Origin of the sequence: Allobosea sp. Root381, from assembly GCF_001429395.1 — a bacterium.
In the GTDB taxonomy this organism is placed as follows: domain Bacteria; phylum Pseudomonadota; class Alphaproteobacteria; order Rhizobiales; family Beijerinckiaceae; genus Allobosea.
In genome coordinates, this window is record NZ_LMJT01000008.1 from 1 (window position 1) to 26933 (window position 26933).

At 65.0% G+C, this 26933-nt stretch carries 22 protein-coding genes and 3 tRNA genes; 8 read left to right on the forward strand and 17 right to left on the reverse strand.

The genetic code is table 11. From position 1 onward, the window contains the following. Positions 1–2008: glycosyltransferase family 39 protein (locus tag ASE63_RS27710; RefSeq protein ID WP_162261738.1), on the forward strand; the 2008-nt coding region annotated here is incomplete at its 5' end. 527 nt (positions 2009–2535) lie between these two features. On the opposite strand, the gene ASE63_RS08805 is transcribed toward ASE63_RS27710, so the two are convergent. From ASE63_RS08805 to ASE63_RS08850, 10 genes are all read right to left on the reverse strand, one after another. After that, entirely contained in the window at positions 2536–2748 is a 213-nt protein-coding gene (locus tag ASE63_RS08805) for a hypothetical protein (RefSeq protein WP_056799750.1), read from the reverse strand. Positions 2749–2760: 12 nt separating this feature from the next. Further along, positions 2761–3723: a DUF3383 family protein gene (locus ASE63_RS08810; RefSeq protein ID WP_210169311.1), complete on the reverse strand. Its 963-nt coding sequence runs from the start codon at positions 3721–3723 to the stop codon at positions 2761–2763. Positions 3724–4406: 683 nt separating this feature from the next. Beyond that, positions 4407–4483 (reverse strand) — tRNA-Asp (locus tag ASE63_RS08815). Between the two features lie 141 nt (positions 4484–4624). After that, positions 4625–5011, reverse strand: coding sequence for a hypothetical protein (locus tag ASE63_RS08820; protein WP_056799755.1), 387 nt, complete (start codon positions 5009–5011; stop codon positions 4625–4627). Positions 5012–5230: 219 nt separating this feature from the next. Then, positions 5231–5306 (reverse strand) — tRNA-Val (locus tag ASE63_RS08825). A 148-nt stretch (positions 5307–5454) separates the two neighbouring features. After that, positions 5455–7881, reverse strand: coding sequence for an endopeptidase La (lon, locus tag ASE63_RS08830; protein WP_056799758.1), 2427 nt, complete (start codon positions 7879–7881; stop codon positions 5455–5457). Positions 7882–8306: 425 nt separating this feature from the next. After that, a complete protein-coding gene (gene clpX, locus ASE63_RS08835) occupies positions 8307–9575 on the reverse strand; it encodes an ATP-dependent Clp protease ATP-binding subunit ClpX (protein ID WP_056799762.1) in 1269 nt (422 codons plus the stop codon). 284 nt (positions 9576–9859) lie between these two features. Beyond that, on the reverse strand, positions 9860–10480 hold the full coding sequence (locus ASE63_RS08840) for an ATP-dependent Clp protease proteolytic subunit (RefSeq protein WP_056800089.1): 621 nt from the start codon (positions 10478–10480) through the stop codon (positions 9860–9862). 163 nt (positions 10481–10643) lie between these two features. Continuing rightward, a complete protein-coding gene (gene tig, locus ASE63_RS08845) occupies positions 10644–12086 on the reverse strand; it encodes a trigger factor (protein WP_056799765.1) in 1443 nt (480 codons plus the stop codon). Between the two features lie 87 nt (positions 12087–12173). Then, positions 12174–12258: transfer RNA gene (locus ASE63_RS08850), tRNA-Leu, on the reverse strand. A gap of 185 nt (positions 12259–12443) precedes the next feature. Between ASE63_RS08850 and ASE63_RS08855 the strand changes: the two genes are divergently transcribed. Together ASE63_RS08855 and ASE63_RS08860 are read left to right on the forward strand one after the other, a co-directional pair. Continuing rightward, positions 12444–13880, forward strand: coding sequence for a multicopper oxidase family protein (locus tag ASE63_RS08855; protein WP_056800092.1), 1437 nt, complete (start codon positions 12444–12446; stop codon positions 13878–13880). A 26-nt stretch (positions 13881–13906) separates the two neighbouring features. Continuing rightward, positions 13907–14281, forward strand: coding sequence for a DoxX family protein (locus ASE63_RS08860; protein ID WP_244491347.1), 375 nt, complete (start codon positions 13907–13909; stop codon positions 14279–14281). Between the two features lie 5 nt (positions 14282–14286). Here ASE63_RS08860 and ASE63_RS08865 read toward each other — a convergent pair whose 3' ends face one another. After that, complete coding sequence (locus ASE63_RS08865; protein ID WP_056799772.1) at positions 14287–14814, reverse strand: gluconokinase; 528 nt, start codon at positions 14812–14814, stop codon at positions 14287–14289. Positions 14815–14820: 6 nt separating this feature from the next. Beyond that, a complete protein-coding gene (gene gnd / locus ASE63_RS08870) occupies positions 14821–15807 on the reverse strand; it encodes a phosphogluconate dehydrogenase (NAD(+)-dependent, decarboxylating) (protein WP_056799776.1) in 987 nt (328 codons plus the stop codon). A gap of 197 nt (positions 15808–16004) precedes the next feature. On the opposite strand from gnd, the gene ASE63_RS08875 reads away from it, so the two are divergent. Together ASE63_RS08875 and ASE63_RS08880 are read left to right on the forward strand one after the other, a co-directional pair. After that, positions 16005–16349: a metalloregulator ArsR/SmtB family transcription factor gene (locus tag ASE63_RS08875; RefSeq protein ID WP_056800094.1), complete on the forward strand. Its 345-nt coding sequence runs from the start codon at positions 16005–16007 to the stop codon at positions 16347–16349. Further along, entirely contained in the window at positions 16346–16858 is a 513-nt protein-coding gene (locus tag ASE63_RS08880) for an SRPBCC domain-containing protein (protein WP_056799778.1), read from the forward strand. Before ASE63_RS08875 ends, ASE63_RS08880 begins: the two co-directional genes overlap by 4 nt. Positions 16859–16871: 13 nt before the next feature. Here the strand turns inward: ASE63_RS08880 and urtE are convergent, their stop codons facing one another. The 5 genes from urtE to urtA all read right to left on the reverse strand — a co-directional run bounded on the left by urtE (position 16872) and on the right by urtA (position 22569). Next, positions 16872–17567, reverse strand: coding sequence for an urea ABC transporter ATP-binding subunit UrtE (gene urtE / locus ASE63_RS08885; RefSeq protein ID WP_056800098.1), 696 nt, complete (start codon positions 17565–17567; stop codon positions 16872–16874). A gap of 131 nt (positions 17568–17698) precedes the next feature. Then, on the reverse strand, positions 17699–18463 hold the full coding sequence (gene urtD, locus ASE63_RS08890; RefSeq protein WP_056799780.1) for an urea ABC transporter ATP-binding protein UrtD: 765 nt from the start codon (positions 18461–18463) through the stop codon (positions 17699–17701). 5 nt (positions 18464–18468) lie between these two features. Then, positions 18469–19608 (reverse strand): urea ABC transporter permease subunit UrtC, encoded by a 1140-nt coding sequence (urtC, locus tag ASE63_RS08895; RefSeq protein WP_056799783.1) that lies wholly within the window; start codon positions 19606–19608, stop codon positions 18469–18471. Beyond that, on the reverse strand, positions 19605–21206 hold the full coding sequence (urtB, locus tag ASE63_RS08900) for an urea ABC transporter permease subunit UrtB (RefSeq protein WP_056799785.1): 1602 nt from the start codon (positions 21204–21206) through the stop codon (positions 19605–19607). Before urtB ends, urtC begins: the two co-directional genes overlap by 4 nt. A gap of 133 nt (positions 21207–21339) precedes the next feature. After that, positions 21340–22569: an urea ABC transporter substrate-binding protein gene (gene urtA, locus ASE63_RS08905; RefSeq protein WP_244491351.1), complete on the reverse strand. Its 1230-nt coding sequence runs from the start codon at positions 22567–22569 to the stop codon at positions 21340–21342. A gap of 670 nt (positions 22570–23239) precedes the next feature. Between urtA and rnr the strand changes: the two genes are divergently transcribed. Genes rnr through ASE63_RS08920 form a run of 3 tightly spaced genes read left to right on the forward strand, consistent with a single transcriptional unit; the run spans position 23240 to position 26792 of the window. Beyond that, complete coding sequence (rnr, locus tag ASE63_RS08910; protein WP_056799788.1) at positions 23240–25615, forward strand: ribonuclease R; 2376 nt, start codon at positions 23240–23242, stop codon at positions 25613–25615. Continuing rightward, complete coding sequence (locus ASE63_RS08915) at positions 25615–26061, forward strand: DUF983 domain-containing protein (protein WP_056799791.1); 447 nt, start codon at positions 25615–25617, stop codon at positions 26059–26061. Before rnr ends, ASE63_RS08915 begins: the two co-directional genes overlap by 1 nt. Then, entirely contained in the window at positions 26058–26792 is a 735-nt protein-coding gene (locus tag ASE63_RS08920) for an NUDIX hydrolase (protein ID WP_056799794.1), read from the forward strand. Before ASE63_RS08915 ends, ASE63_RS08920 begins: the two co-directional genes overlap by 4 nt. The last annotated feature ends 141 nt before the right edge of the window (positions 26793–26933 follow it).

The window sequence follows — 26933 nt, forward strand, 5'->3', positions numbered from 1 at the left end:
CCTGCCGCAGCTTCGCGACGATCTCTTCAGGCTTGTGCTTCTTCTGCGGCATCGCGGGCATCCTCCAAAGGCTCAAAAAGCCTACTTCAGGGAGGGCCACTTTTCAGGGGGCAGGCCAACTGCAGCCGCCGTGCTTGTCATCGCGTTGATGCCGCGGAAAACTCATTCATCGAACGTCGCGTGCGTAGCGCTTTATGCAGCCGCATTGCCGATGTTCTATCATTTTGAGTTTTCCGACGACGCGCCAAACTATTGGGGTCTGACAGACAGCTTCCTGGCCGGTATCTCTGCGCTGGCATGCGCGACGGCAATCCTGGGTGCGACGAGGCCGTCATGGGGCTGGACAGTGCTGTCCGCGCTTTTGGCTGGACTCGCCTTCCTGACCAAGCCGGCCGGCCTGCTCGTCATGGCGGCGGTGATCGGAACGTGGTTCATATTCGCGATTGCGACGGGTTGGGCGGCACGACCGAGATCGCGTGGTCCGCTCGCCGATTGGCGAACCTTATGCACCGGAGCGATCGCCTTCGCCCTGGTATGCGGGCCTATAGTCCTGGCTGGTTTCCGCTCAAGCTATTTCTCGATTGAGAACTTTGCATACGCAGATCGCGCGCTCACGGTCTTGGCGGAAGATTGGGTAGCGGATCTCTCGATATCCACGGCCCGGATGGTCCAGACGAGCTTGGGTTTCGGCTCAATCCTCGCGCTCGCTGCCTCCATTATAGCCGGGGTGCATTGGCTGCGGACAGCGACCGGAGAGTCGGCACGCACGGAGCGGGCATTGATTGTCGCCTGTCTACTCGCGGTTGCCATGCATATGGCTGCCGGGTTGTGGTTCTTTGCCATCAAGATGGGCGGCTCGCAGATACGCTATTTCTACCCGTTCGCCCTGATGACGATGGTCTGTATTATTCCGGTGGTTTTTGGTTATCTCAATGCTGCGTCGTTCAAGAAGCAGAACATCGCACGAGCCATTCTGCTCATACTTCCCCTAAATCTTACGATCCTTTTGGCTCAGTCGAACCCACCACCGGAGTGGCAACGGTTATCCGGCGTCAATCTCGGGGTGCGCGGCACTGTTAGTCCAGAGCTGTTGCTAGGGCGTCGGATGCTCGCAACGGTAAGACAGCACGGATCGAGCGGGAAGCCCCACTCCGTTTATTTCGCCGGCTTCGGTGAACGGGCAGAGATAGACGGTCTCTGGGATTTCGAGCACCGCTCTCACCCGAAACTCCCCAATATCACAACGAGCGGCCCGATCGACTGGCAGCGATCAAGTACATTCAGGATATCAGAGATTACCGGTGCTGATTTTATCCTATTTCCGCCCGTTCGGGATCAGCGTGAACGTTCGCGGCGCCTTAGCGTATCCTCCGTCGAGGGCTACTCGGCTGAGCAGACCTTCTTCGAAGCCTGGTTCTCGCAGCTCGATGAAACGGCTGGCGTTCAAGTCTTCGGCGAGACCGACCATATTCGCGCGCTACGGGTAGTCGATCGGGATCGGCTGGGAGCCGCGCTTGACGCATTGAAGCGCAGTCGACATTGGGGCGCGACGTTTACGGCTGCAAACCCGCAGCTTTGGTGGAGCGAGGACGAGGTGTCCAAGCAATCTACTGTGCAGGGAACCGCTGCATCCGGCATCAGGTTTGGCGGATTATTTAGAATCGCTGCACTCTCGCTCAAGCGTGAGGGGAACAATGTCAATATCGAATTGTGGTGGGACAAGAATAAGGTTGCTCCACTAGGCAACTGGTTCTTCTTTGCCCACCTAGTCGACCTCCAGGGAACGATCGTATTGAACACGAGCATTCCGCTGACGGACAACAACAGCTACACAATTGAAGCGCCGTTACGGTTCGATGCTCTTTCGATGAAGGTCCCGACAGGGACAGCGGCAAAGGGGGTAGCATTCGGGATCTATCGCGCAGAGGCGGGCCGAGCGGATATGGTGCCTGCCGACAGCGGCAACCGGGACTGGAACGATCATCGGGTCGTGGTTCCGCTACCGTGACTTCGGCGCGCTAAATCCAGCATTGCCAACTATTCCCCGATCCAGAAACGAAACAACCGGTGTTATTGGGATAGATTCCTGTATCGCGAAAATCTGGCGCCTGCAGGTTGGCGGCGATCGGGTTAGGCTGGAATGAGATCGTCCGAGGGGTGATCACGGTCCTAGCAGTGTTGAAGCCAGTTATATTGAGACGGCGACCGTTCAAGCGCGTAATCCGGTCGTGGCGGTAGTCGGCGAGTAGGCCGACATAGCAGACGCTTCCGATCGGCGTTGGTCGCAGATCTTCGATAATCGAAGCGATCGGGTTTGCGATCGACCCGACGTTGTTGTCGTTTCCCGTCGCCTGGTTGACGGAGAAGGCCGTCAGCGCCCCAGGACTTCGAAGGCTCGCGGATCACCACGGTCGACGAGCAGCCGCCGCCCTCACCCGTCTAGGTGTCGCGCAGCACGATCGAAATCGGGCCCTGGCTGCCCATCCGCATCCGTTTCACCTTCTGCTGAAGGTGCTGGTTCATTGCCGAGTTCGGCTAAAGCTTGATCGTGATGGCCGTGGTCTGGTCCGCAGTGATCGAGACGACCGAAGCTCTGTCGGCGCCGGTGAGTGCCGAACCGAGATCGGTCGAGCGCTCCACGAGGACGGCGTCATCGCCTTCCGACCATCCGATGACCTGGCGGCCATCGATCGTCAGGGCGACGTTCAGGAAGCCGTAGAGGGTCAGCGGGGCGCAACTCACGGTCATAGCCGCGCCTCCTTAGAAGCGCATGATGATGGAGGCGGAGCCGTAGTGGAACGCGCCTGCATATCGGAAATCGACCCGGATATCGGGAGCGATGCGGTTGCACCGCTGCGAGGCGGGGATGTTCTCCACGAGGTCGACCCTGATTTGATACTCGGAGACGAACTCCTCGCCGTCGGCCGGCAGGTCAGTCGCAACGACACCCGCCGCGACGCCGCGCTGCATGAAGGTATCGACAGCGTTCGTCAGGATGCCGGCGCCCGGGTTCGTGTAGGGAATGCGGGGATTGTTCGCGAGCGCGGAGAGCATGGACTCCTGCGTCTGCGCCACGATCCAGTCACCGACGTGGATCTCGTCGATGAATGCCCCCGAGCCGACCGAGGCCTCGACGACCATGTCGAGGTCGCCGACGTTCACGCAGCAGTTCTTGTAGTGGCCCTGCGCCGGGTTCAGGCCAAGGCCAGGAACGAAGCCAGTGATCGCCTGGACGACCGCCGAATTCTTGTTGAATGCGGTGATCCCGGCCAGCTTCTTGAACGTGAGGGTGTAGGCGTTGCCGCTGTTGATATCGCCGCGCTGCGCGGCCCGCAGGTTGCCGCGGTCCAGATCGCCGGTCGAGGCGTAGGCCAGCATCGCGAGAGCGCCATAGAGCATCGCGTCCGTGCGATAGAACACGAACGACCGATTGTAGCCCTTCGATTGGACATAGACAGCAATCGAGCCGCCGAACTGCGGCGAGTGGCGGTGTGGGTGCCGCTCTGCATGCCGGTCGTGGTCACGGCCGAGCCGCCGGGCGTCGTCGCGAGCTGGAAGGTGTTCGTCGCCTGGTTGATTAGGTAATAGGTCATCCCGGCGGTCAGGCCGGTCGGTAGCGCGCCCGAGGTGGTGAGCACCACCTGATCGCCATTCTGAAGGCTGTGAGCGTCCCATGTGACGACGCCGGGCGCCGCGCCCGATGCACGACAAGCGATCGTCCAAGGGCGAGGTTGTCCGGCTTTGCAAGCGGGCCTGGCGCATCGGCTAAGGGCCTGTCGGCCTGCATGGCGACCGCTTGGGACAGCCAGCTCTCGCCGATCGATCTGCGCTCCCTTACGATCGGTCAGAGCGCCGACGACGTCCAGGGCGCCATCTTCTCGCTCGCACGCCCCAAGACAGGCCGGGCGGCAGCGGCTTCGCTGGGCAAGCGCGGCATGGACGCTCGATTCCTACATCGCCAGCCTCGGCTTCGACCTCTTGCCGAACGCGCCGATCTTCCGGACACGCGGCTCTGGCACGACGAAGAAGGGCGGCAAGCCGCAGAAGCCGGCGCCCTACTCCGAGAACAAGCTCGCCGAAGACTTCCAGACGATCCGGGCCGCGGAGTTCGGATTGGTTGAGGACCCGGAAGCTTTCGGACATGCGCCGGTCGGGCACGGTCGAGGCTACTGCAGGCGGTGCCGATGTTCAGGCGGTGTCGACCAAGATGGCCAATACGCTCGCCGCATCGACCCGACTCCAGAAGACCTGCAACCCGGTCCCCAGTCACGGTGCGCGAGATGGATGCGATCCGACGAGAGGGCCGACCGAAGCTCAGGCAGAACAAGCCCGGTCAGAAATTGTAACGGGCCGGCCAACCATTTGTGGCGGGATACCGAGAATGACATCTATGTCATTGATTTATATGGCGCGGGCGACGGGGCTCGAACCCGCGACCTCCGGCGTGACAGGCCGGCACTCTAACCAACTGAGCTACGCCCGCGCAGGGCGGCTGAGGCGCGGTGGCCGTCAGCGAGGTGTGGATTATGGCCCCCGGCCGGAAGTGTCAAGCGCGAGTATCGAACAAAGCGAGTCGGTGGGAAAATATCTCTCCGCGACCGCAGAGCCGAGCGGCCGCGCGACCTTATTCCGGTGATGCCAGACAGGGGTCCAACAGCACATGACGGCGGTCCTGGCGGTTATATCCGCCCCTGAGCACGACCTTGTCGCCCTGCTTCAACTCATTCGCACTGTAGGTCACGCAGAGCACCCGGACGCCCGGATCAGAACAGATTCCGACATACCAGAGCGCGCCATCCGTCCGAATCAAGGTCACGCTGCCGGCGATGGCCATGTCGACACGCGAATCTTCGGGGACCGAATCCGGTAGCTGCGCCGCGATATCCTCGCAACTCGCCGGCCGGCCCGGCTGCTCGGGTTGCGAGAAGGCCGGGCGATCGACAAAGAAGGAATCGGGCAGCAGCGTCTGCGCCGTCACCGACATCGCTCCGGCAATCGCCGACAGCGCCACCGCGATCGCAGCGCGAATAGCGAAACGGGCAGGGTGAGATCGCTGAGCCATGCGACGCAGCCTGCGCGGGATCATGGCGAAATTACCAGTCGACGCCCCGGTCGCGCATAAGCTGCTGACAGTGCGAACCGAATTCGCAGCCGAAGCGGCTTGGAAGCCGGCACATGGATCGGGTCTTGGAAGGCACTCTGCCCGGACAGCGCATCACCGGGCCAGTGGTGGTGGGCGGTGACGGGCTCGAACCGCCGACCCTCTCCGTGTAAAGGAGACGCTCTACCAACTGAGCTAACCGCCCCTGCCGCGTGGGTTTAAGGCCTGCGGGCCGCCTCATCAAGCGGGCAAGCACGCCCCTCTCCCGATATCGCCTGCTTCCACAACAGAAAACCGCCGGCGAGAAGCGCCGGCGGTCTGCCGTTCTTGCTATCCAGGCCTCTCGAGGCCGCTCAGTGGGCGACGAGGCCCGAGGCATCCTCTTCGGTTCCCTTGGCAGGGATCGCCTTGAGATCCTCCTCCCAGACGATCGGAACCGGCTGGCGCGTCAGGGCATGCTCGAGCACCTGCTCCATCCGCGAGACGGGAACGATCTCCATCCCCTCCTTCACGGACTTCGGCAGATCGACCAGATCCTTGGCGTTCTCCTCCGGGATCAGCACCTTCTTGATGCCGCCCCGCAGCGCTGCCAGGAGCTTCTCCTTCAGCCCGCCGATCGGCAGCACCCTGCCCCGCAGCGTGACCTCGCCGGTCATGGCGACGTCCCGGTTGGTCGGGATGCCGGTCAGGACCGAGACGATCGAGGTCGCCATCGCAATGCCGGCGGAGGGGCCGTCCTTCGGGGTCGCCCCCTCGGGAACGTGGACGTGGATGTCGCGCCGATCGAACAAGGGCGGCTCGATGCCGTAATCGACGGCCCGCGAGCGGACATAGGATGCCGCCGCCGAGATCGATTCCTTCATCACGTCCTTCAGATTGCCGGTGACGGTCATCCTGCCCTTGCCGGGCATCATCACGCCTTCGATCGTCAGCAGCTCGCCGCCGACCTCGGTCCAGGCCAGCCCGGTGACGACACCGACCTGATCCTCGGTCTCGGCCATGCCGTAGCGATAGCGCGGCGGGCCGAGATACTCCTCGAGCAGATCGTCGGTGACGAGGACCTTCTTCTTCTTGGTCAACACGATGTCCTTCACCGCCTTGCGGACGGTGTTGGAGAGCTCGCGCTCGAGATTGCGGACGCCCGCCTCCCGCGTGTAGCGGCGGACCAGCGTCTGCAGCGTATCGTCGCCGATCGCCCATTCCTTGGATTCGAGGCCGTGCTTCTTGATCGCATTCGGGATCAGGTGACGCCTTGCGATCTCGGTCTTCTCATCCTCGGTGTAGCCGGCGATGCGGATCACCTCCATCCGGTCCAGCAGGGCCGGCGGAATGTTCAGCGTGTTCGCCGTCGTCACGAACATGACGTTCGAGAGATCGTAGTCGACCTCGAGGTAATGGTCGTTGAAGGTGCCGTTCTGCTCTGGATCCAGAACCTCGAGCAGGGCCGCCGAGGGATCACCGCGGAAGTCCTGGCCCATCTTGTCGATCTCGTCGAGCAGGATGAGCGGGTTGGCGGTCTTGGCCTTCTTCATCGACTGGATGATCTTGCCGGGCATCGAGCCGATATAGGTGCGGCGGTGACCGCGGATCTCGGCCTCGTCACGCACGCCGCCGAGCGACATGCGCACGAACTCACGGCCGGTCGCCTTGGCGATCGACTTGCCGAGCGAGGTCTTGCCGACGCCCGGAGGGCCGACGAGGCACAGGATCGGGCCGGCGAGCCGGTTGGTACGCTGCTGCACAGCCAGATACTCGACGATGCGATCCTTGACCTTGTCCAGGCCGAAGTGATCGTCGTCCAGCACCGCCTGCGCGGCAGCCAGATCCTTCTTGATCTTCGACTTCTTGCCCCACGGGATGCCGAGCATCCAGTCGAGGTAGTTGCGCACGACCGTCGCCTCCGCCGACATCGGCGACATCTGGCGCAGCTTCTTCATCTCCGCGACGGCCTTGTCACGGGCCTCCTTGGAGAGCTTGGTGCGGGCGATGCGCTCCTCCAGCTCGGCCAGCTCGTCGCGGCCTTCCTCGCCGTCGCCGAGCTCCTTCTGGATCGCCTTCATCTGCTCGTTGAGATAGTACTCGCGCTGGGTCTTCTCCATCTGGCGCTTGACGCGCGAGCGGATGCGCTTCTCGACCTGGAGCACGGACATCTCGCTTTCCATCAGCGAGAGCACCTTCTCCAACCGGTGCGCGACATGCGTGATCTCGAGCACGGACTGGCGATCCGCGATCTTGACGGCGAGATGCGAGGCCACCGTGTCGGCGAGCTTGGAGGGCTCCTCGATCTGCGAGACCGCGGCGACGATCTCCGGCGAGATCTTCTTGTTGAGCTTCACATAGCTCTCGAACTCGCTGACGACCGAGCGTCCGAGCGCCTCGACCTCGACCTTCTTGCCGTCTTCCTCGGCAAGGCCCGAGGCCTCCGCCTGGTAGAAGGCGTCGTCGGCAATATAGGTCGTGGCCTTGGCGCGGCCGACTCCCTCGACCAGCACCTTCACCGTCGAATCGGGCAGCTTCAGCAGCTGAAGCACGCGGGCCAGCGTGCCAATCTCATAAATGTCCTTGGTCTGCGGATCATCGTCCCCGGCGTTCTTCTGCGTCGCGAGCAGGATCAGCCCATCGGTCTTGACGACCTCTTCGAGGGCGCGGATCGACTTCTCGCGGCCGACGAACAGCGGCACGATCATGTGGGGGAAAACGACGATGTCGCGCAGAGGCAGGACCGGATAGGTACCGGTCTCACCGGAAACGAAAGGAGCGCGGGGCGCCGAGCCAGTCATGACTTTTCCTTTGTGGTTGCGCCCGGCGTCACCCCAAGATGGGCGTAAGCGTCGGACGTAAGCGGGCAGAGCGACCATTCACCCCGTCCGCCCCCGCGCATCGCACCCTCGACAGGCATGCGACTCTCGCGAGTAAAGCTAACGTGGCGATTTCCTCGCCGGCTTTCAAGCGATGCAGTGCCGCTGGCCACCGGAAGTTTGCAGCGCAGCAGAATTCATTGGCGGAGATCAGCTCAGTTCTTCATCCGCCGGGCGAGCTTGGGAGCGCACCTTCGCCAAGACACCACGAAAAAGCGGCAAGCAAAGGGCAGGATCGGCATACGAAAACGCGCGCCGAAGGGCGCGCGTTTCTGGATTCGACACCCATGTCTTGTGAGCATCGGCACCGCCCGGACTGAGGCGCTGCCGACATCTTCAAAACCGCCTCACGCCGAGGCGGATTTCGCCTCGTCCTCGCGCTCCGAATAGATGAAGAGCGGGCGGGCCTTGGACTCGACAGCCTCCGGACCGATCACCACCTGCTCGACGCCCTCGAGGCCGGGCAGCTCGTACATGGTCTCGAGCAGGATGCCCTCCATGATCGAGCGCAGGCCGCGCGCGCCAGTCTTGCGCTCGATGGCCTTGCGCGCGATCAGCGCAACCGCCTCGTCGGTAAAGGTGAGCTCGGTGTCCTCCATCTCGAACAGGCGCTGATACTGCTTGACCAGCGCGTTCTTCGGCTCGGTCAGGATGGTCTTCAGCGCCGCCTCGTCGAGATCCTCCAGCGTCGCCAGCACCGGCAGGCGGCCGACGAATTCCGGGATCAGGCCGAACTTCAGCAGATCCTCGGGCTCGACCTCGCGGAAGATCGCGCCGGTGCGGCGGTCATCGGGCGCCTTGACGGTCGCGCCGAAGCCGATCGACGTGCCCTTGCCGCGGCTCGATATGATCTTGTCCAGGCCGGCGAAGGCTCCGCCGCAGATGAAGAGGATGTTGGTGGTATCGACCTGCAGGAATTCCTGCTGCGGATGCTTGCGCCCGCCCTGCGGCGGCACGGAGGCGACGGTGCCTTCCATGATCTTCAGCAGAGCCTGCTGGACGCCCTCGCCCGAGACATCCCGCGTGATCGAGGGATTGTCGGACTTGCGGCTGATCTTGTCGATCTCGTCGATATAGACGATACCGCGCTGCGCCCGCTCGACATTGTAGTCGGAGGCCTGGAGCAGCTTGAGGATGATGTTCTCGACGTCCTCGCCGACATAGCCGGCTTCGGTCAGCGTCGTCGCATCCGCCATCGTGAAGGGCACGTCGAGGATGCGGGCGAGCGTCTGCGCGAGCAGCGTCTTGCCCGAGCCCGTCGGCCCGATCAGCAGGATGTTCGACTTCGCCAGTTCGACGTCGTTGTGCTTCGTCGCGTGCGAGAGCCGCTTGTAATGGTTGTGGACCGCGACGGAGAGGACCTTCTTCGCATGCTCCTGGCCGATGACGTAGTCGTCGAGGACCTTGCGGATCTCCTTCGGCGTCGGCACCCCGTCCTTCGACTTCACCAGCGCGGACTTCGATTCCTCGCGGATGATGTCCATGCAGAGCTCGACGCACTCGTCGCAGATGAACACGGTCGGGCCCGCAATGAGCTTGCGAACCTCATGCTGGCTCTTGCCGCAGAAGGAGCAGTAGAGCGTGCTCTTCGAATCGCCGCCGCTGACCTTACTCATCGTCCATCTCCATTCTAGGAGCCGGAGACCACACCAGCCGAGGCGGATGCAACCGTCGTCTCTTCATCATAATAGGTGCCCAGTTCACGATCATCAGGTTAACGCCCCGTTCCGGCACGTCCTGGATCGAGCGTGATCCACAACCGGATCATGCCGGGGCACCTGGGATCGATCCCTGAGCCCACCCTCGCCCCCATGCAATCATGAGGCCGGGTCACATGCAATATGTACACGAACCGGCGCGCCGCCAACCCATAGGCGGCGCGCCAGCACGTCGCAGGGGCTCAGGCCGCCTCGTCCGCACGCTTGTCGATGACCTTGTCGATCAGGCCGAACTCGCGCGCCGCGTCGGCAGTCATGAAATTGTCGCGCTCCAGCGCAGCCTCGATCTCGGCGTAGGAACGACCGGTGTGGTTGACGTAGATCTCGTTCAGCCGGCGCTTCAGGCTCTCTACCTCCTTGGCGTGGATCAGGATGTCGGTGACCTGGCCCTGATAGCCGCCGGAGGGCTGGTGCACCATGATGCGGGCGTTCGGCAGCGCGAAGCGCATGTCCTTGGCGCCGGCGGTCAGCAGCAGCGAACCCATCGACGCCGCCTGTCCGACGCACAAGGTCGTGACCGGGCAGCGGATGAACTGCATCGTGTCGTAGATCGAGAGGCCCGACGTCACCACGCCGCCGGGCGAGTTGATGTAGAAGGAGATTTCCTTCTTGGGATTCTCGGCTTCGAGGAACAGCAGCTGCGCCACGATCAGCGACGCGGAATAGTCCTCGACCGGCCCGGTCAGAAAGATGATGCGCTCGCGCAACAGGCGCGAATAGATGTCGAAGGCGCGTTCGCCGCGGCTCGACTGCTCGACCACCATCGGGACGAGATTGTTGTAGGTCTCGATCGGATCGCGCAGCATGGACATATCCTTGAGTGGCAGAAGCCGGATTGGAGCCGGCGAATCGTGGCTGTCTTGAGGAGACACCCACATAAGCACGGCAAATGCGACTGAAAAGGGAAACGCCGCCCGGCACGGGGCCCGGCGGCGCGAATCTTAGGGATTAAGGTTTCCGCTCCGCTCAGGCGGAGGCGTCGTCAGCCGCAGCCTCTTCCGCCTTGTCAGCCTTCTTCGCCTTCTTGGCGGCAGCCTTCTTCGGCTTCGCCTCGGCGGTCTCTTCCGCATCCTCGTCAGCGTAGAGCGCCTCGCGGGACACGGTCTGATCCTCGACCTTCACCTGGCCGAGCAGATGATCGACGACCTTCTCCTCGAAGATCGGGGCGCGGATCTCGGCGAGAGCCTGAGGGTTCTTGCGGTAGAACTCCCAGACCTGCTTCTCCTGGCCCGGGAACTGGCGGGCGCGCTCGATCAGCGCCTGTGTGACCTCCTCATCCGAGATCTGGACCTTGGCCTGCTCGCCGATTTCGGCCAGCACGAGGCCGAGGCGCACGCGACGCTCGGCAATTTTGCGGTAGTCCGCCTTAGCTGCCTCCTCGGTCGTGTTCTCATCCTCGAAGGACTTCTTGGCTTCCTTCATGTCCGCCTCGACCTGGCTCCAGACACTGGCGAACTCCTGCTCGACCAGCGTCGGCGGCAGCTCGAAGGTGTACTTGCCGTCGAGCGCGTCGAGCAGGGCTTTCTTGAGCTTGCGGCGCGAGTGCTGGGCGAAGTCACGGCCGATCTGCTCGCGGACCGCGGTCTTCAGCGCGTCGAGCGACTCAAGGCCGAAGGACTTGGCGAGTTCGTCGTCGATCTTGACGGCTTCCGGGGCCTGAACCTCGGTGACCGTGACTTCGAACTCGGCCGGCTTGCCGGCGAGTTGCTCGGCGGCGTAGTTCTCCGGGAAAGTGACCTTGACGGTGCGGGTCTCGCCCGCCTTGGCGCCCTCGAGCTGCTCCTCGAAGCCCGGGATGAACTGGCCGGCGCCGAGATCAAGCGGGATGCCCTCGCCCGTGCCGCCGTCGAAGGGCTTGCCCTCTAGCGTGCCGACGAACGAGATCAGCAGGCGGTCGCCCTTGTCGGCCTTGGCCTTCTCGCCCTTGTTGGAGAAGCTGCGGTTGGAGCCGGCCATGCGATCGAGCGCGGCATCGACATCGGCGTCAGGAACCTCGGCGACCGGCTTCACAAGCGCCACGTCCGACAGGTCGGCGAGCTCGATCTTGGGCAGCACCTCGAGCGCGACGGTGAAGGCGAGATCGCCCTTGGCCTCCATCGCGGCCTCGATCTCGTCCTTGTTCTCGGGGAAGCGGATCTGCGGCTCGAAGGCGAGCTTCAGGCCGTTATCGGTGACGATCTTCTGGTTCGCCTCGTTGACCGCGTTCTGCACGACATCGGCCATGACCGAGCGGCCGTAGAGCCGGCGCAGATGGCCGACCGGCACCTTGCCCGGGCGGAAGCCGTTGATCTTGGCCTTGCCCTGAAGGCCCTGGAGACCATCATCAAGCCGGGTTTTGAGGTCGGCGGCGTTCAGCACCACCTGAAATTCGCGCTTGAGGCCCTGCGAGAGGGTTTCGGTCACGTTCATCGTTTTCGATCCGCCAACAGCTCGTTACTTCAATGTCCAAAGCGCGACGCCGGATGACCGCCGCCGCGCTCGCGAAAAGCAATTCGATGGTGCGGGCGGAGGGACTCGAACCCCCACGACTTTCGCCGCTGGTACCTAAAACCAGTGCGTCTACCAATTCCGCCACGCCCGCCGGCCCGATAGCGCTGCGCGCGAGCAAACGCAGCGCGGCCATCATTGGGCGCCGGTGCTATACGCATTTCGCGCGGGCCATGCAGCAAAAAAATGACGGTTCTGCAAAAGACGCGGCTCGAAGCGCTGCCGCATCCACCTCGCGCCCCCTCGCCATCGGCCGCCGCCGTCGCTATGCCGGTCGCCATGAGCGATCGAGCAGAGCACCCTGCCCTCCCGACCCGCCGCGCCGCCCTGCTCGGCCTTGGCGCCGCGGCGCTGCCGGGCTTTACCGGGCGGGCCGCGGCCCAGACCGCCGCTGCAACGGGCGCCGGCACGGCCACGCCCGTCGAGCGGACGTTGACTGCAGGGCTCGCCAAGGCGCGGCTGCGGCCCGCACCAGCCGTGGACACCGAAATCTGGGCTTTCGACGGCACCACGCCGGGCCCCGCCCTTCGAATCAGGCAGGGCGAGAGCCTGCACCTGACTGTCGCGAACAGGACGGCAAGCCCGCTCGCGCTGCACTGGCAGGGCTTGCGCGGCGAGGCGTCAATGGATGGCGTCGGTGGCTTCGCCCAGGCCCCGATCGCTCCGGGCGAAAACTTCGAATATCGGCTGCGCCCCGCCGATTCCGGCACGATCCTGTACCGCCCCCTCGTCATCGGCGGTTCCTCCGAGCCGGCCGGGCGCGGGCTGTCCGGCCTGCTGATCGTCGAGGAACCGGACCCGCCGCCGGTCGATCTCGACCTGCCGGTTCTGGTCTCAGACTGGCTGCTGGGCGACGACAATGCGCTCCAACCCTTCGCCGATTCGAGCCTGGACGGCGCAGGCGCCGGGCGTCTCGGCAGCTGGATCACGGTCAATGGCGGCGCGCCGCCGCAGCGCGTGCCGGTCGCGCCGGGCGCGCGGGTCAGGCTCCGGCTGGCCAATGCCTGCAATGCGCGGATCATGCGGCTGCGCTTCGACGGCATCAAGGCCGTGGTCATCGCCGTCGACGGGCAGCCGACCGAATCCTTCGAGCCGGTGCGCGCGCAGCTGCCCTTCGCGCCCGGCACGCGCTACGACCTGCTGGTCGACATGCCTGCCGAGGCCGGCGCCACCGCTGTCGTCACAGCTCTGGTCGGCCCAGGCGTGCCTCTCGTCCGCCTCGTGGCGGAGGGGAAGCCGAAAGAACCGTCAACAGCCGCAATGGAGCTGAAGGCCAACCCGACGCTCCCCGCGGCGGTGCGCCTGCAGGATGCCCAGCGCCCTCAGATCGTGATCGAGGGCGGCGCGAAGGTCTCGGCCGACTACAAGCTCGACATGACCAACATCGATCCGGCCCGCCCCTGGCGCATCAACGGCAGCGTCGGCGATGCCGCCGGCAAACCGTTGTTCAGCGTCAAGCGCGGCACGCCGGTCGTGCTGGCGATCGAGAACAAGACCGCCTTCGTGCAGCCGCTCCATGTGCATGGCCATGCCTTTCGCCTGCTGCACCCGCTCGACGATGGCTGGGAGGCCTATTTCCTGGACACGGTGCAGGTTCCCGACGGCAAGCGGCTCCACATCGCCTTCATCGCCGAGAATCCGGGGCGCTGGCTGGTCTCTTCGACCGTGCTGGAGCGGTTCGACCGGGGGCTGTGGACCTGGTTCGAGGTGACGTGAACGGCCGGGCCGCAATGCGCTGGCTGATGGCGGCATTCTATCTCGCCGCCGGCGCGCTGCATCTGCTCTCCCCCGACGCCTTCCTGCCGATCGTGCCGGGCTGGGTGCCGGAGCCACGCCTGACGATTCTGGCGACAGGCGTTGCAGAGATTCTCGGCGCAATCGGTCTTCTCGTCCCGCGGCTGCGCAAGGCGGCCGGGATCGGCCTCGCGCTCTATGCGCTTTGCGTCCTGCCGGCCAACATCAAGCATGCCGTCGATGGCATCGCGATCCCGCAGCTTCCCGCCTCTTGGTGGTACCACGGGCCACGCCTGGCCTTTCAGCCGGTGCTGATCTGGTGGGCGCTCTATGCCGGCACCGTGATCGACTGGCCCTGGTCAGGCAAGCCACGCCGCGACTGAGGCCCTCAGGCGAGCCCGAGGCGCGTCAGCACCTCGGACTCGATCGCATCCTTCGACGCCTCGACTGACACCACGAGCGGCCGCTCGTCCGCGCCCGGCTCCTCAAGCGCGGCGAACTGGCTGTCGAGCAGCGCCGTCGGCATGAAATGATGCTGGCGCTGGGCCATGCGTTGGCCGATCAGCTCGCGCGAGCCCTTGAGATAGACCAGCGCCACGTCCGGCCTATCGCCGATGATGACGCGGCGATAGGCGCGCTTCAGCGCCGAGCAGGTGACGATGCCGTTGCCGCCCGAAGCCCGCAGGTCGTCGATCCAGGCGGCGATCGCCGCAAGCCAAGGCTTGCGGTCCTCGTCGTTCAGCGGCGCCCCGCCCGCCATCTTGGCCACGTTCTCTGGCGGGTGAAAGGAATCGGCATCGCGAAAGGGCCAGCCCAACTGCGCAGCCAGTCGCTCGCCGAGCGAGGTCTTGCCGGAGCTTGCGACGCCCATGACCACGATGACGGCCGGCTTAGCCGAGACACTTGAAACCATCATCCCGGTTCAACCGTGCTTCTTCGGCTCGACGTGCCCGCCGAAACCGGCGCGCATCGCGGACAGCACCTTCTCACCGAAGGTATGGTCGACGCGAGAGCGGAAGCGCGCGAACAGCGCAGAGGTCAGCACCTCGGCCGGGGTTGCGGTTTCGACGGCCGCATCCACGGTCCAGCGGCCCTCGCCCGAATCCGAGACATTGCCGGAATAGGAGGAGAGGTTCTCGTCGGCCGCCAGCGCCTCGGCGGAAAGGTCCAGCAGCCAGGAGGTCACGACCGAGCCACGCCGCCAGACTTCGGAGATCTCGGCGGTGTCGAACTCGAATCCGTATTCCGGCGGCAGCCCCTCCTTGGCGGAGGCATTGCGCAGCAGGTCGAAGCCCTCGGCGAAGGCCTGCATCATCCCGTACTCGATGCCGTTATGAACCATCTTGACGAAATGGCCGGAGCCGACCGGCCCGCAATGCAGGTAGCCCTCTTCGCTCGTCGGGTTGCGTCCCTCGCGATGCCTGGTCGGCTCGATCGAGCCCTTGCCCGGCGCCAGCGCCTTAAAGATCGGCTCCAGCCGGTCGAAGGCCTGCTTGTCGCCGCCGATCATCAGACAGTAGCCGCGATCCAGCCCATGGACGCCACCGGAGGTGCCGACATCCATGTAATGCAGGCCCTTCGCGGCGAGTTCCCGGCCGCGGCGGACATCGTCCTTCCAGAAGGCGTTGCCGCCATCGATCAACGTGTCGCCGGGGGCCAGAAGCCCCGCCAGCTCCGTGAGAGTCGACTCGGTGATCTTGCCTGCCGGCAGCATGACCCAGATCGCGCAGGGCGCCTTGAGCTTGCCGACCAGGTTCTTGAGATCGCTGGCGACGATCGCGCCATCGGCGGCGAGCGTCTGCCCCGGTTTCGGGTCGCGGTCATAGACCACGCATTCATGGCCGGCGCGCATGAGGCGGCGGACGATATTGCCGCCCATCCGGCCGAGGCCGATCACTCCGAGTTGCATTGGCGCATCTCCCGCTTAGCCGACGGATGATCCCGCCAAGTCGTTGACGGGGGTTCTCGCATCCTCACCAGTGTAACGACAAGCCGCGAGAATGCAGCCATTGCGCATTCGGTGCCCTCCGGAGCGATCGATCACCGTAGCAGCCCGAACGAGCCGGTTGACAGGAGATATATGCGCCAATATGCATATTCATCATGATGAATATTGATGCATTCGAAGCGCTCGCTGACCCCACACGACGCCGAATCGTGGCGACGCTGCGGGGCGGCGAACAGCAGGTGAACGATATCGTGCGGCAGGCGGGCATCCACCAGTCGGGCGTCTCGCGGCATCTGCGGATTCTCCACGAGTCCGGCTTTGTCTCGGTGCGACCGGAGGGCCAGCGCCGCCTCTACACCCTGCGGCCGGAGCCGTTTCGGGCGATCGACGGATGGCTCGAGGATTATCGCCGGCTGTGGGAAGAGCGGCTCGACCGCTTCGCCAACGCGATCGAGCCACAAGGCAAGGGCGGCAAGGCCGCCTCGAAGGAGGAAAGCGAATGAATGGCATCAGTGCGGCGACCGGAGCCTCGGAACAGGCCCCGGTCGTGATCGAGCGCAGCTACGACGCCAGGGTCGAGGACCTCTGGGCGCTGTGGACGACGAAGGACGGCTTCGAATCCTGGTGGGGACCAGTTGGGTTCCGGGTCGAGGTCAAAGCTCTCGAAGCGCGCCGCGGCGGGGCGCTCGACTACGAGATGATCGCCGACGCGCCGGAGGCAATCGCGGCGATGAAGCGCATGGGGCAGCCGCTCACCCACCGCACGCGTGGAATGTATTCGGAGTTCGAGCCGCATGAGCGGCTGACCCTCGTCCATGTGATCGACTTCGTTCCCGGCTCGGGGGTCTATCAGAGCCTGATCGACGTCAGTTTCGGCACGGCGGAGGGCAAGGCGCGGATGACCGTCTCGCTCCACCCTCATCCTGATCCGCACTGGACCAGGATGACCGCGCAGGGCTTCGGCAGCCAGCTCACCAAGTTGGACGAGCGCTTCGGCTGGAGCGGCGGCTGAAGCAACTCCAGCCTCAAACCTGGATCAGCCGTTGCACCTGCCTGGCGTCGAGGTCCTGCATCGGCCCCGACAGCACCACCTCGCCGCGGTCCATCACGAACATCGTGTCGGCGAGTTCCTGGGCGAAATCGAAATACTGCTCGACGAGGACGATCGCCATGTCGCCCTTCTGGCGCAGATAGTCGATGGCGCGGCCGATATCCTTGATGATCGAGGGCTGGATGCCCTCTGTCGGCTCGTCGAGCACCAGCAATTTGGGTCGGGTGACCAGCGCCCGCGCGATCGCGAGCTGCTGCTGCTGGCCACCCGAGAGGTCTCCGCCGCGTCGGCCCAGCATGGACTTGAGCACGGGGAACAGGTCGAACAGTTCGGCCGGCACGTAGCGCTCCTTGCGGGGCAAGGGCGCGTAGCCGGTCTCGAGGTTTTCCTTCACCGTCAGCAGCGGGAAGACCTCGCGCCCCTGCGGCACGAAGCCGATCCCCGCACGGGCGCGATCCTCCGTGCGCAGCGTCGAGATGTCCTGCCCGCCGAACGAGATGCTGCCCCCGCTGATCGGCTGCTGGCCGACGATGGCGCGCATCAGCGAGGTCTTGCCGACGCCGTTGCGGCCCATCACGCAGGTGACCTTGCCGGGCTCGGCCGTGATCGAGACCCGGCGCAGCGCCTGGGCTGCGCCGTAATGGAGATCGATGGCGTCGACGCTCAGCATGAACTGGTCCTGCACTGCCCGTCATTGCGAGGAGCGAAGCGACGAAGCAATCCAGACGCGGCCGCGCTCGACGTCCCCCTGGATTGCTTCGCTGTGCTCGCAATGACGGCATGTTCCAAGAGTGTCATCGCTCACCGCCCCAGATAGACTTCGACGACGCGCTCATTGGCGCTGACCTGGTCGAGCGGGCCTTCGGCCAGCACCGCCCCCTCATGCAGCACCGTGACCTTCACTCCGAGTTCGCGGATGAAGCCCATGTCGTGCTCGACGACGATCACCGAATGATCCCTGGCGATGTCCTTGAGGAGGATCGCGGTCTGCGCGGTCTCGCCGTCGGTCATGCCGGCGGCGGGCTCGTCGACCAGCAGGAGCTTGGGGTCCTGCGCCAGCAGCATGCCGATCTCGAGCCACTGCTTCTGGCCGTGCGAGAGCGAGCCGGCGACCCGGTCTCGCGCATCGCCCAGCTTGATGATGCCGAGGATGTCGTCGATGCGCTTCGCTTGAGCGGCCGCCGTCTTCCAGAACAGGGTCTTGGCCACCGAACGCGGCGCCTTCAGCGCCAGCAGGATATTGTCCTCGATGGTGTGGAAGTCGAAGACCGTCGGCTTCTGGAACTTGCGGCCTATGCCGAGATTGGCGATCGCGGCCTCGTCGAGCCTGGTCAGATCGATCGAGCCGCCGAACATCACCGTGCCGACATCGGGCTTGGTCTTGCCGGTGATGATGTCCATCATCGTTGTCTTGCCGGCGCCGTTGGGGCCGATGATCGCGCGCATCTCGCCCGGCTCGATGGTCAAAGACAGGCCGCGGATGGCCTTGAAACCGTCGAAGGTGACGCTGACACCGTCGAGATAGAGTAGCGAGGAGGTGAGCTGGCCGGGCACGGAAGCGTTCATCGCCGTCACTCCGCCGGGGCCGGTTCGGGGGCTGCGACAGGCGCGGGCTTGCGGCGCTTCTCCCAGAGCTGCTGCGCCGTTCCCAGAATGCCCTTGGGCATGAAGAGCGTTACGAAGACGAAGAGCGCGCCGAGCGCGAAGAGCCAGTAAGGCGCCATGAAGCCCGAGGTGAACACCGTCTTGGCGTAGTTGACGACGACCGCGCCGAGCGCAGCTCCAACCAGTGTGCCGCGCCCGCCGACAGCCACCCAGATCACCGTCTCGATCGAGTTGGCGGGTGCGAATTCGCTGGGGTTGATGATGCCGACCTGCGGCACATAGAGCGCGCCCGCCACCCCCGCCATGCAGGCTGAAACGGTGAACACAAAGAGCTTGAACCGGTCGACCCGGTAGCCGAGGAAGCGCGTGCGGGACTCGGCATCGCGGATCGCGATCACGACCTTGCCGAGCTTCGAGACGACGATGCTGCGGGCCACCAGAAAGCCGGCGATCAGCATGACGCAGGTCGCGAAAAACAGAGCAGCACGAGTCGCTTGCGCCTGGACGTTGAAGCCGAGGATGTCCTTGAAATCGGTCAGGCCGTTATTGCCGCCGAAACCCATGTCGTTGCGGAAGAAGGCGAGCAGCAGCGCGTAGGTCAGCGCCTGGGTGATGATCGAGAGATAGACGCCGGTGACTCTGCTGCGGAACGCGAACCAGCCGAAGACGAAGGCAAGAAGGCCGGGCGCCAGCAGCACCATCAGCATGGCGAAGGGGAAGGACGAGAAGCCCCACCAGTACCAGGGCAGCTCCTGCCAATTCAGGAACACCATGAAATCAGGCAGAACCGGGTTGCCATAAGTCCCGCGCGAGCCGATCTGGCGCATAAGATACATGCCCATCGCATAGCCGCCGAGCGCGAAGAAGGCGCCGTGGCCGAGCGAGAGGATGCCGCAATAGCCCCAGACGAGGTCGAGCGAAATCGCGAGCAGGGCGTAGCAGAGATACTTGCCCCAGAGCGACATGGTCGAGGTCGGCACATGGAAGGGCGAGCCTGCCGGCAGCAGCAGGTTGAGCAGCGGCACGAGGATCGCGATCGCGGCCACGACGACGAGGAACACGCCGCCGCGCTTGTCCATGTCCTGGAGGAGGAAGCGCGTGATCATGCTTCCACCGCCCTGCCCTTGAGCGCGAACAAGCCGCGCGGGCGCTTCTGGATGAACAGGATGATGAAGACCAGCAGCGCGATCTTGCCGAGAACCGCGCCGGCATAGGGCTCGAGTAGTTTGTTGGCGACGCCGAGCGTCATCGCGGCGACCAGCGTGCCCCAGAGATTGCCGACGCCGCCGAAGACCACGACCATGAACGAGTCGATGATGTAGCTCTGGCCGAGATTGGGGCTGACATTGTCGATCTGCGAGAGCGCGACACCGGCGAGCCCCGCGACACCGGAGCCCAGCCCGAAGGTCAGCGCATCGACGCGGCCGGTGCGGATGCCCATCGCCGCGGCCATGCGCCGATTCTGCGTCACTGCGCGCATCTGGAGGCCAATCGGCGTGAGCTTCAGGATCGCCAGCAGCGTCGCGAAGACCAAGGCCGCAAAGACGATGATCCAGAGTCGGTTATAGGTAATCGCTAAACCACCGAGTTCGAAGGCACCCGACATGAAGTTCGGCGCGCCGACCTCGCGATTGGTCGGGCCGAAGGCGGTCCGGACCGCCTGCTGCAGGATCAGGCTGATGCCCCAGGTCGCGAGCAGCGTCTCGAGCGGGCGGCCATAGAGAAATCGGATCACGCCGCGCTCGATGGCGATGCCGACCAGCCCCGCGACCGCGAAGGCGAGCGGCACCGCGATCATCAGGGAATAGTCGAACAGGCCGGGCGCGCTGGTGCGGATGACCTCCTGCACGATGAAGGTGGTGTAGGCGCCGATCATCACCATCTCGCCATGGGCCATGTTGATGACGCCCATGACGCCGAAGGTGATCGCGAGGCCGATCGCCGCCAGCAGCAGCACCGAGCCGAGCGAGAGGCCGTACCAGAGGTTCTGGCCGGCGCGCCACAATGCGAGCTTGCCTTCGATGGCGGAGATGGCGCGGGTTTGCGCCTCCTTCAGCTCCTGCGAGGAATCCGCCGGCAGCGATCGCAGCGTCGCCAGCGCATCCTGGTCGCCGCGCTCGCTCAGCACGTCGATGGCGGCGATCTTGTCTAGCGCCACGGCATCGGGTTTGGCGATGAGGATCGCGGCCTGCGCCTGGCGCAGCGCCGTCCTGGCGCGGGCGTCGGTTTCCTTGGCGATGGCGCTCTCGAGGACCGGCAGCAGCGAGGCGTCGCGTGACTTGAAGACTGCCTCGGCGGCAGCGATGCGCTTGCCGGCGTCGGGATTGAGCAGGCCGAGGCCGCCGAGGGCCGCCTGAATGTTGCGGCGAACGCCGTTGTTGAGCCGTACCGGACTGAGCCCGGTGGGCTCGGCCGGAAGAGCCGCGCCCGTCCGGGCGTCGAGCCATTTGCCGTCCGCGGTCTTCACGACCACGGCCTCGCCCCCGGCCAGCAGCCGGCCATCGGCCAAAGCCTCGATGATCGTCGCGGCCTGCGGATGGGCGTTCGCGATCAGAAGCTCGATGGCACGGTTGGTATCGGAAAAGCTGTCGGCACCGAGCCTGGTGAAGGCCTCGTCGGCGGTCTGCCCCGCCGATACGCTCGGCTGGAGCGCGAGCAACGTCGCGAGCGCGATCAGGCGCAGAAGGCTGGACAGAATTCGCATGGATCCGCTTCGGTTTCGGGACTTCGCCCTGCCGCGGTGGTCGCCGCGCCCCCGGCGCATGGCCGAGGGCGCAGTCGCAATGTGAAGGACGGCCGCGCTCTATGGGCCCGTGCCGTCCCTCCCCCTCAACCCCTTAAGCGCCGCCGCACTTGCCGGTCTTGACGTTGAAGTTGCCGCACTTCTTTTCGACCCAGTCGCCGACCAGATCCTTCGAACCATCGAGTTCCTTCGACCAGGCGTCACCCGCGACGAGGCCGGTCTTGGAGACCACGTCGAACTGGCCGTCGGCCTTGATCTCGCCGATCAGGACGGGCTTGGTGATGTGGTGGTTCGGGAGCATCTTGGAGATGCCGCCGGTCAGGTTCGGCGCCTCGATGCCGGGCAGCGCGTCGATGACCTTGTCCGGCTCGAAGCTCTTGGCCTTCTCGACCGCCTTCACCCACATGGCGAAGCCGATGACATGGGCCTCCATCGGATCGTTGGTGACGGCCTTGTCGTTCTTCTTGAAGGCCTTCCACTGCTTGATGAAGGCGTCGTTCTCAGGCGTCTTGACCGACTGGAAGTAGTTCCATGCGGCGAGATGGCCGACCAGCGGCTTGGTGTCGATGCCGGCAAGCTCCTCCTCGCCGACCGAGAAGGCGACAACAGGAATGTCGGTCGCCTTGATGCCCTGGTTGCCAAGCTCCTTGTAGAACGGCACGTTGGCGTCGCCGTTGATGGTCGAGACCACGGCTGTCTTCTTGCCCGCGGTGCCGAACTTCTTGATGTCGGAGACGATCGTCTGCCAGTCGGAATGGCCGAACGGCGTGTAGTTGATCAGGATGTCTTCCTTGGCGACGCCCTTGGACAGCAGATAGGCCTCGAGGATCTTGTTGGTCGTGCGCGGATAGACATAGTCGGTGCCGGCGAGCACCCAGCGCTGGACCTTCTCCTCCTTGGCGAGATAGTCGACCGCCGGAATGGCCTGCTGGTTCGGCGCGGCGCCGGTGTAGAAGACGTTGCGCTCGCTCTCCTCGCCCTCGTACTGGACGGGGTAGAACAGGATCGAATTCAATTCCTTGAAGACGGGCAGCACAGATTTGCGCGAGACCGAGGTCCAACAGCCGAAGACGGCCGCGACCTTGTCCTTGGTGATCAGCTCGCGCGCCTTCTCGGCGAAGAGCGGCCAGTTCGAGGCGGGGTCGACCACGACCGCCTCGAGCTTCTTGCCGAGGACGCCGCCCTTCTTGTTCTGCTCCTCGATGAGCATGAGCATGACGTCCTTCAGGGTCGTCTCGGAGATCGCCATGGTGCCCGAGAGCGAGTGAAGGATGCCGACCTTGATCGTCTCCTGCGCGGCGGCAGGCAGATACGATCCGAGCATGGTGGCGCCCGCGAGCGCGGCGCCCAGAATAACGCGACATGTGGTGTTCACGGACAACTCCCGAACCTTCCCCGGTTGGCCGCGCCCTGTCCGGGCGTCGGCGGGCCTCCCCGGCCCGGATGGGATGGTTCGCAAAGCATGTGCCAACCGCAGGAGCAGCGCATGGGAAGCCCGCAAATCTCTGCCGCACAGCGCGATGAAGCGACATTTCCTGCGGAAGAGGCGGCTCGGAACGCAAAATATTGCAATAGAAAGTGAAATTGCTCATTCCATAGGCAGAACTTCTGCCTACTGAATGCGCAGCCTGCCCGATGGGCACAGTTCCGCCTTGCCGGCTTAGATTCCGGTAGTGGAGGACAGCGCATTTTTTGACATTTACCCGATGCCAAGAATCACCCTAGCCTGACCCTGTCGGTAACAACTGAAAGGAGGTGATCCAGTGTCTCATTGTCATCAACCGCTGGTTCAGAGCGGGTGGAGCGGGTCTCTCTCGATCTTGAGGTCTTGTTCCGCGTGAGCTTTTGAACCTTCAGGCCCGGTTACCGGGGCTGCGGTTCGACAATGGAAGGGCTGCCCGAAAGGGTGGCCCTTCTTTCGTTGCGGGACATGCATTCGGCGGCGCTTCTGGTATCTCGGCAGTGCGCATGCCACATCAGGGGCATGATCCAGAATTCCAGCCTCTCCGAGAGCAACCGCGTTGTCCGTGCCTGAACCCAGCCGCGAGGCGATACTCAATTTCATCGAGTCCGAGCGCGAGGCCGGCCGCGAGGTCGGCCGGCGCGAGATCGCGAAGGCCTTCGGCCTTTCGGGCGGCGGCAAGATCTGGCTGAAGCGCCTTCTCAAGGATCTGGAGGAAGAAGGCGAGACCGGCGGTGACGGCGTCGCGCGGCCGGTGCATCCGCGCGGGGCGCTGCCGCCTGTCCTGCTGTCCGAGATCAAGGGCAAGGACCGCGATGGCGACCTGACCGCCGCGCCGCTGGAATGGGACGAGGCCGAGCAGGGGCCGGCGCCGCGCATCCTGATCGAGCGTCCGCGCGAGGGCCGCCGCACGCATAAGGCAGCGGCACCGGCGCCCGGCCCCGGTGATCAGGTCCTGCTGAAGCTGACACGGCTCAAGGGCGTCGAGGGCTTCGCCTATTCCGGCCGCGTCCTGAAGGTGATGGGCAAGGGCAAGGCGCAGGTGCTCGGCATCTTCCGCGCCCTGCCCGACGGTTCCGGGCGGCTTGTGCCTATCGACAAGAAGGCGCAGGGTCGCGAGGCGCTGATCCCCAAGGGCCGCACCGGCGAGGCCGAGGACGGCGACCTGGTCTCGGTCAGCATGCGCCGTGAAAGCCGCTTCGGTCCGCCCGAGGCGCAGGTGCGCGAGCGGCTGGGCTCGATCAAGTCCGAGCGCGCGGTCAGCCTGATCGCGATCCACGCGCATGGCATTCCGCACGAATTCCCGCCGGCAGCGCTGAAGGAGGCGGATGACGCGCCACTGGCGAACCTCCAAGGACGCGAGGATTGGCGCGCCTTGCCGCTGGTCACCATCGACCCGGCCGACGCCAAGGACCATGACGACGCGGTCCATGCCGCGCCGGACGACGCCCCCGACAATCCCGGTGGCCATATCGTCACCGTCGCGATCGCCGATGTCGCCGCTTATGTCCGCCCGGGCTCGGCGCTGGACCGCGAGGCGCTGGAGCGCGGCAATTCGGTCTATTTCCCCGATGGCGTCGTGCCGATGCTGCCCGAGCGCATCTCGAACGACCTGTGCTCGCTGCGCGAGGGCGAGGACCGGCCGGCGCTGGCGGTCCGGCTCGTGCTCAAGGCCGACGGCTCGAAGAAGAGCCATTCCTTCCACCGCATCCTCATGCGTTCGGCCGCAAAGCTCTCCTACAGCCAAGCGCAGGACGCGATCGACGGCAAGCCGGACGACAAGGCCGGCCCGGTCCGCGAATCGATCCTGATGCCGCTCTGGGCGGCCTATGGCGTCGCGGCGCGAGCCCGCGACGCGCGCCAACCGCTGGATCTCGACCTGCCGGAGCGCAAGCTCGTGCTGAAGCCGGACGGTTCGGTCGATCGTGTCATCGTCCCCGAGCGGCTGGCAGCGCACCGGCTGATCGAGGAGTTCATGATCCTCGCCAACGTCGCCGCCGCCGAGACGCTGGAGAAGGCCGGCAGCCAGCTGATCTATCGCTGCCATGACGAGCCCTCGCTTGAGAAGATGCGGGCTCTTGGCGAGGTTCTGGCCTCGATCGGTATCAAACTGCCGAAGGATGCCGCGCTGCGGCCGGTGCTGTTCAACCGCATCCTCAAGATGATCAAGGGCTCGGAGAACGAGACCCTGATGAACGAAGTGGTTTTGCGGACCCAGGCGCAGGCCGAGTATGTCGCCGAGAATTACGGGCATTTCGGGCTGAACTTACGCCGCTACGCGCATTTCACCTCGCCGATCCGTCGCTATGCCGACCTGATCGTGCATCGGGCGCTGATCACAGCCCTGAAGCTGGGCGATGACGGGCTGGCGAAGGGCACGACACTGGAAGCGCTGCGCGAGGTCGCGACGCGCATCTCGGCGGCCGAGCGACGCGCCATGGCGGCCGAGCGCGAGACCACGGACCGGCTGATCGCGCATTTCCTCGCCGACCAGATCGGCGCTTCCTTCGACGGACGCATCGGCGGGGTCAATCGCGCCGGCCTCTTCGTCAAGCTCGACGGCACGGGCGCCGACGGCTTCGTCCCCGCCTCGACCCTGGGTGCGGATTACTATCGATATGACGAGGCGGCGCATGCCCTGATCGGCGAGCGCACCGGCGAGAGCTTCCGGCTCGGTGACCGGGTCCATGTCAAGCTGGTCGAGGCGGCGCCCGTCGCGGGCGCGCTGCGCTTCGAGCTGCTCTCGGAAGGACGCCAGGGCATGCCGGGTCCCGGCGGGCGGCGGGGCCGCTTCCCATCTCCCGGGCGTGGCCGCTCCGGCTCCACCTTCGGCGCAAGCCGCAGTCCGGCGCCCGCCAAGCCAGGGCGCGGCAAATCGGGCAAGCCGAAATCCGGCAAGAGGCGGTGATGGCAGTTCAGATCCACAGTTCCGCCGGCGCTCCCGCGGCACGCGATTGGCGCAGGGCGATCGGCAACGGCCTGCGCTGCCGCTGCCCCGCCTGCGGCAAGGGCTGGCTGTTCCGCGGCTTCCTGAAACCGGTCGATGCCTGTGCCGCCTGCGGCGAGCCGCTCCACCACCAGCGCGCCGACGACCTGCCGCCCTATGTCGTCATCACCATCGTCGGCCATATCGTGGTGGGCGGCGTGCTGCTGGCGGAAAAATACAGCGACTGGTCGATGGGGCTGCAGATGCTGCTCTGGCCCGCGCTGACCGTGATCCTCTCGCTCGTGCTGATGCAACCCGTGAAGGGCGGCGTCATCGGCCTGCAATGGGCCGTGCGGATGCACGGCTTCGGCGGAGAGCCGCCCTCGCCCGAGCGCCAACCCCTGCCAGCACCGGTCCAGCAATCATGAACGACCATGCGGTTACCCTCACCCAGGCCGAGCGCATCCGCGTCGCGAGCAATATCCGCCCCAAGGATGCCGCGACGATGATGATTCTCGATCGCAGCGGCGCGAGCCCACGCATCCTGATGGGCAAGCGCCACCCCGGCCACAAGTTCATGCCCGGGAAATACGTGTTCCCCGGCGGCCGCGTCGATCCGGGCGACCGGCACATGGCGGCGACGGGCGCGCTTGCGCAAATCTGCGAGGGCAGGCTCTGCAAGCGCACGGTGCGGCCGACCTCCTCCAAGGCCCGGGCGCTGGCGCTGGCGGCGATCCGCGAGACCTTCGAGGAGACCGGCCTGCTCTTCGGCTCGGCCGAATTCGGCGCGCCCGAGCGCCCGCCGGCCGGCAGCTGGAGCGACTTCGCCGGCCAGGGCGTCTTCCCCGATTTAGGAGCCGTCTCCTTCGTCGCCCGCGCCATCACGCCGCCGCGGCGGCCGAAGCGCTTCGACACCCGTTTCTTCACGATCGACGCCTCGGCCGTGGCGAAGCGCATCGAGAACGTCGTCGGCCCCGATTCGGAGCTGATCGACCTCGTCTGGGTCGATTTCGAGGAAGCCAAGCTGCTCGACCTGCCAACCATCACACAGGTGATCATACAGGAGGTCGAGGCCCGTATCGAAGGTGGATTCGCGCCCTATCTGCCCGTTCCGTTCTTCTGGGAGAAGAACGGCAGCTTCGTGCGCGAGGAGCTGTAAGGGCGGCCGCGGCGCGAAATCGCTCCCGCCGCGGCTTTCACCTTGACTTCGGCCGGCCTTTACGGCATTCCGACGCCCGACGGTTTGCCGGGTCTGCCCGGCCATTATCATTTCCCGTGGGCCTCACCGCCCCGCATGGTT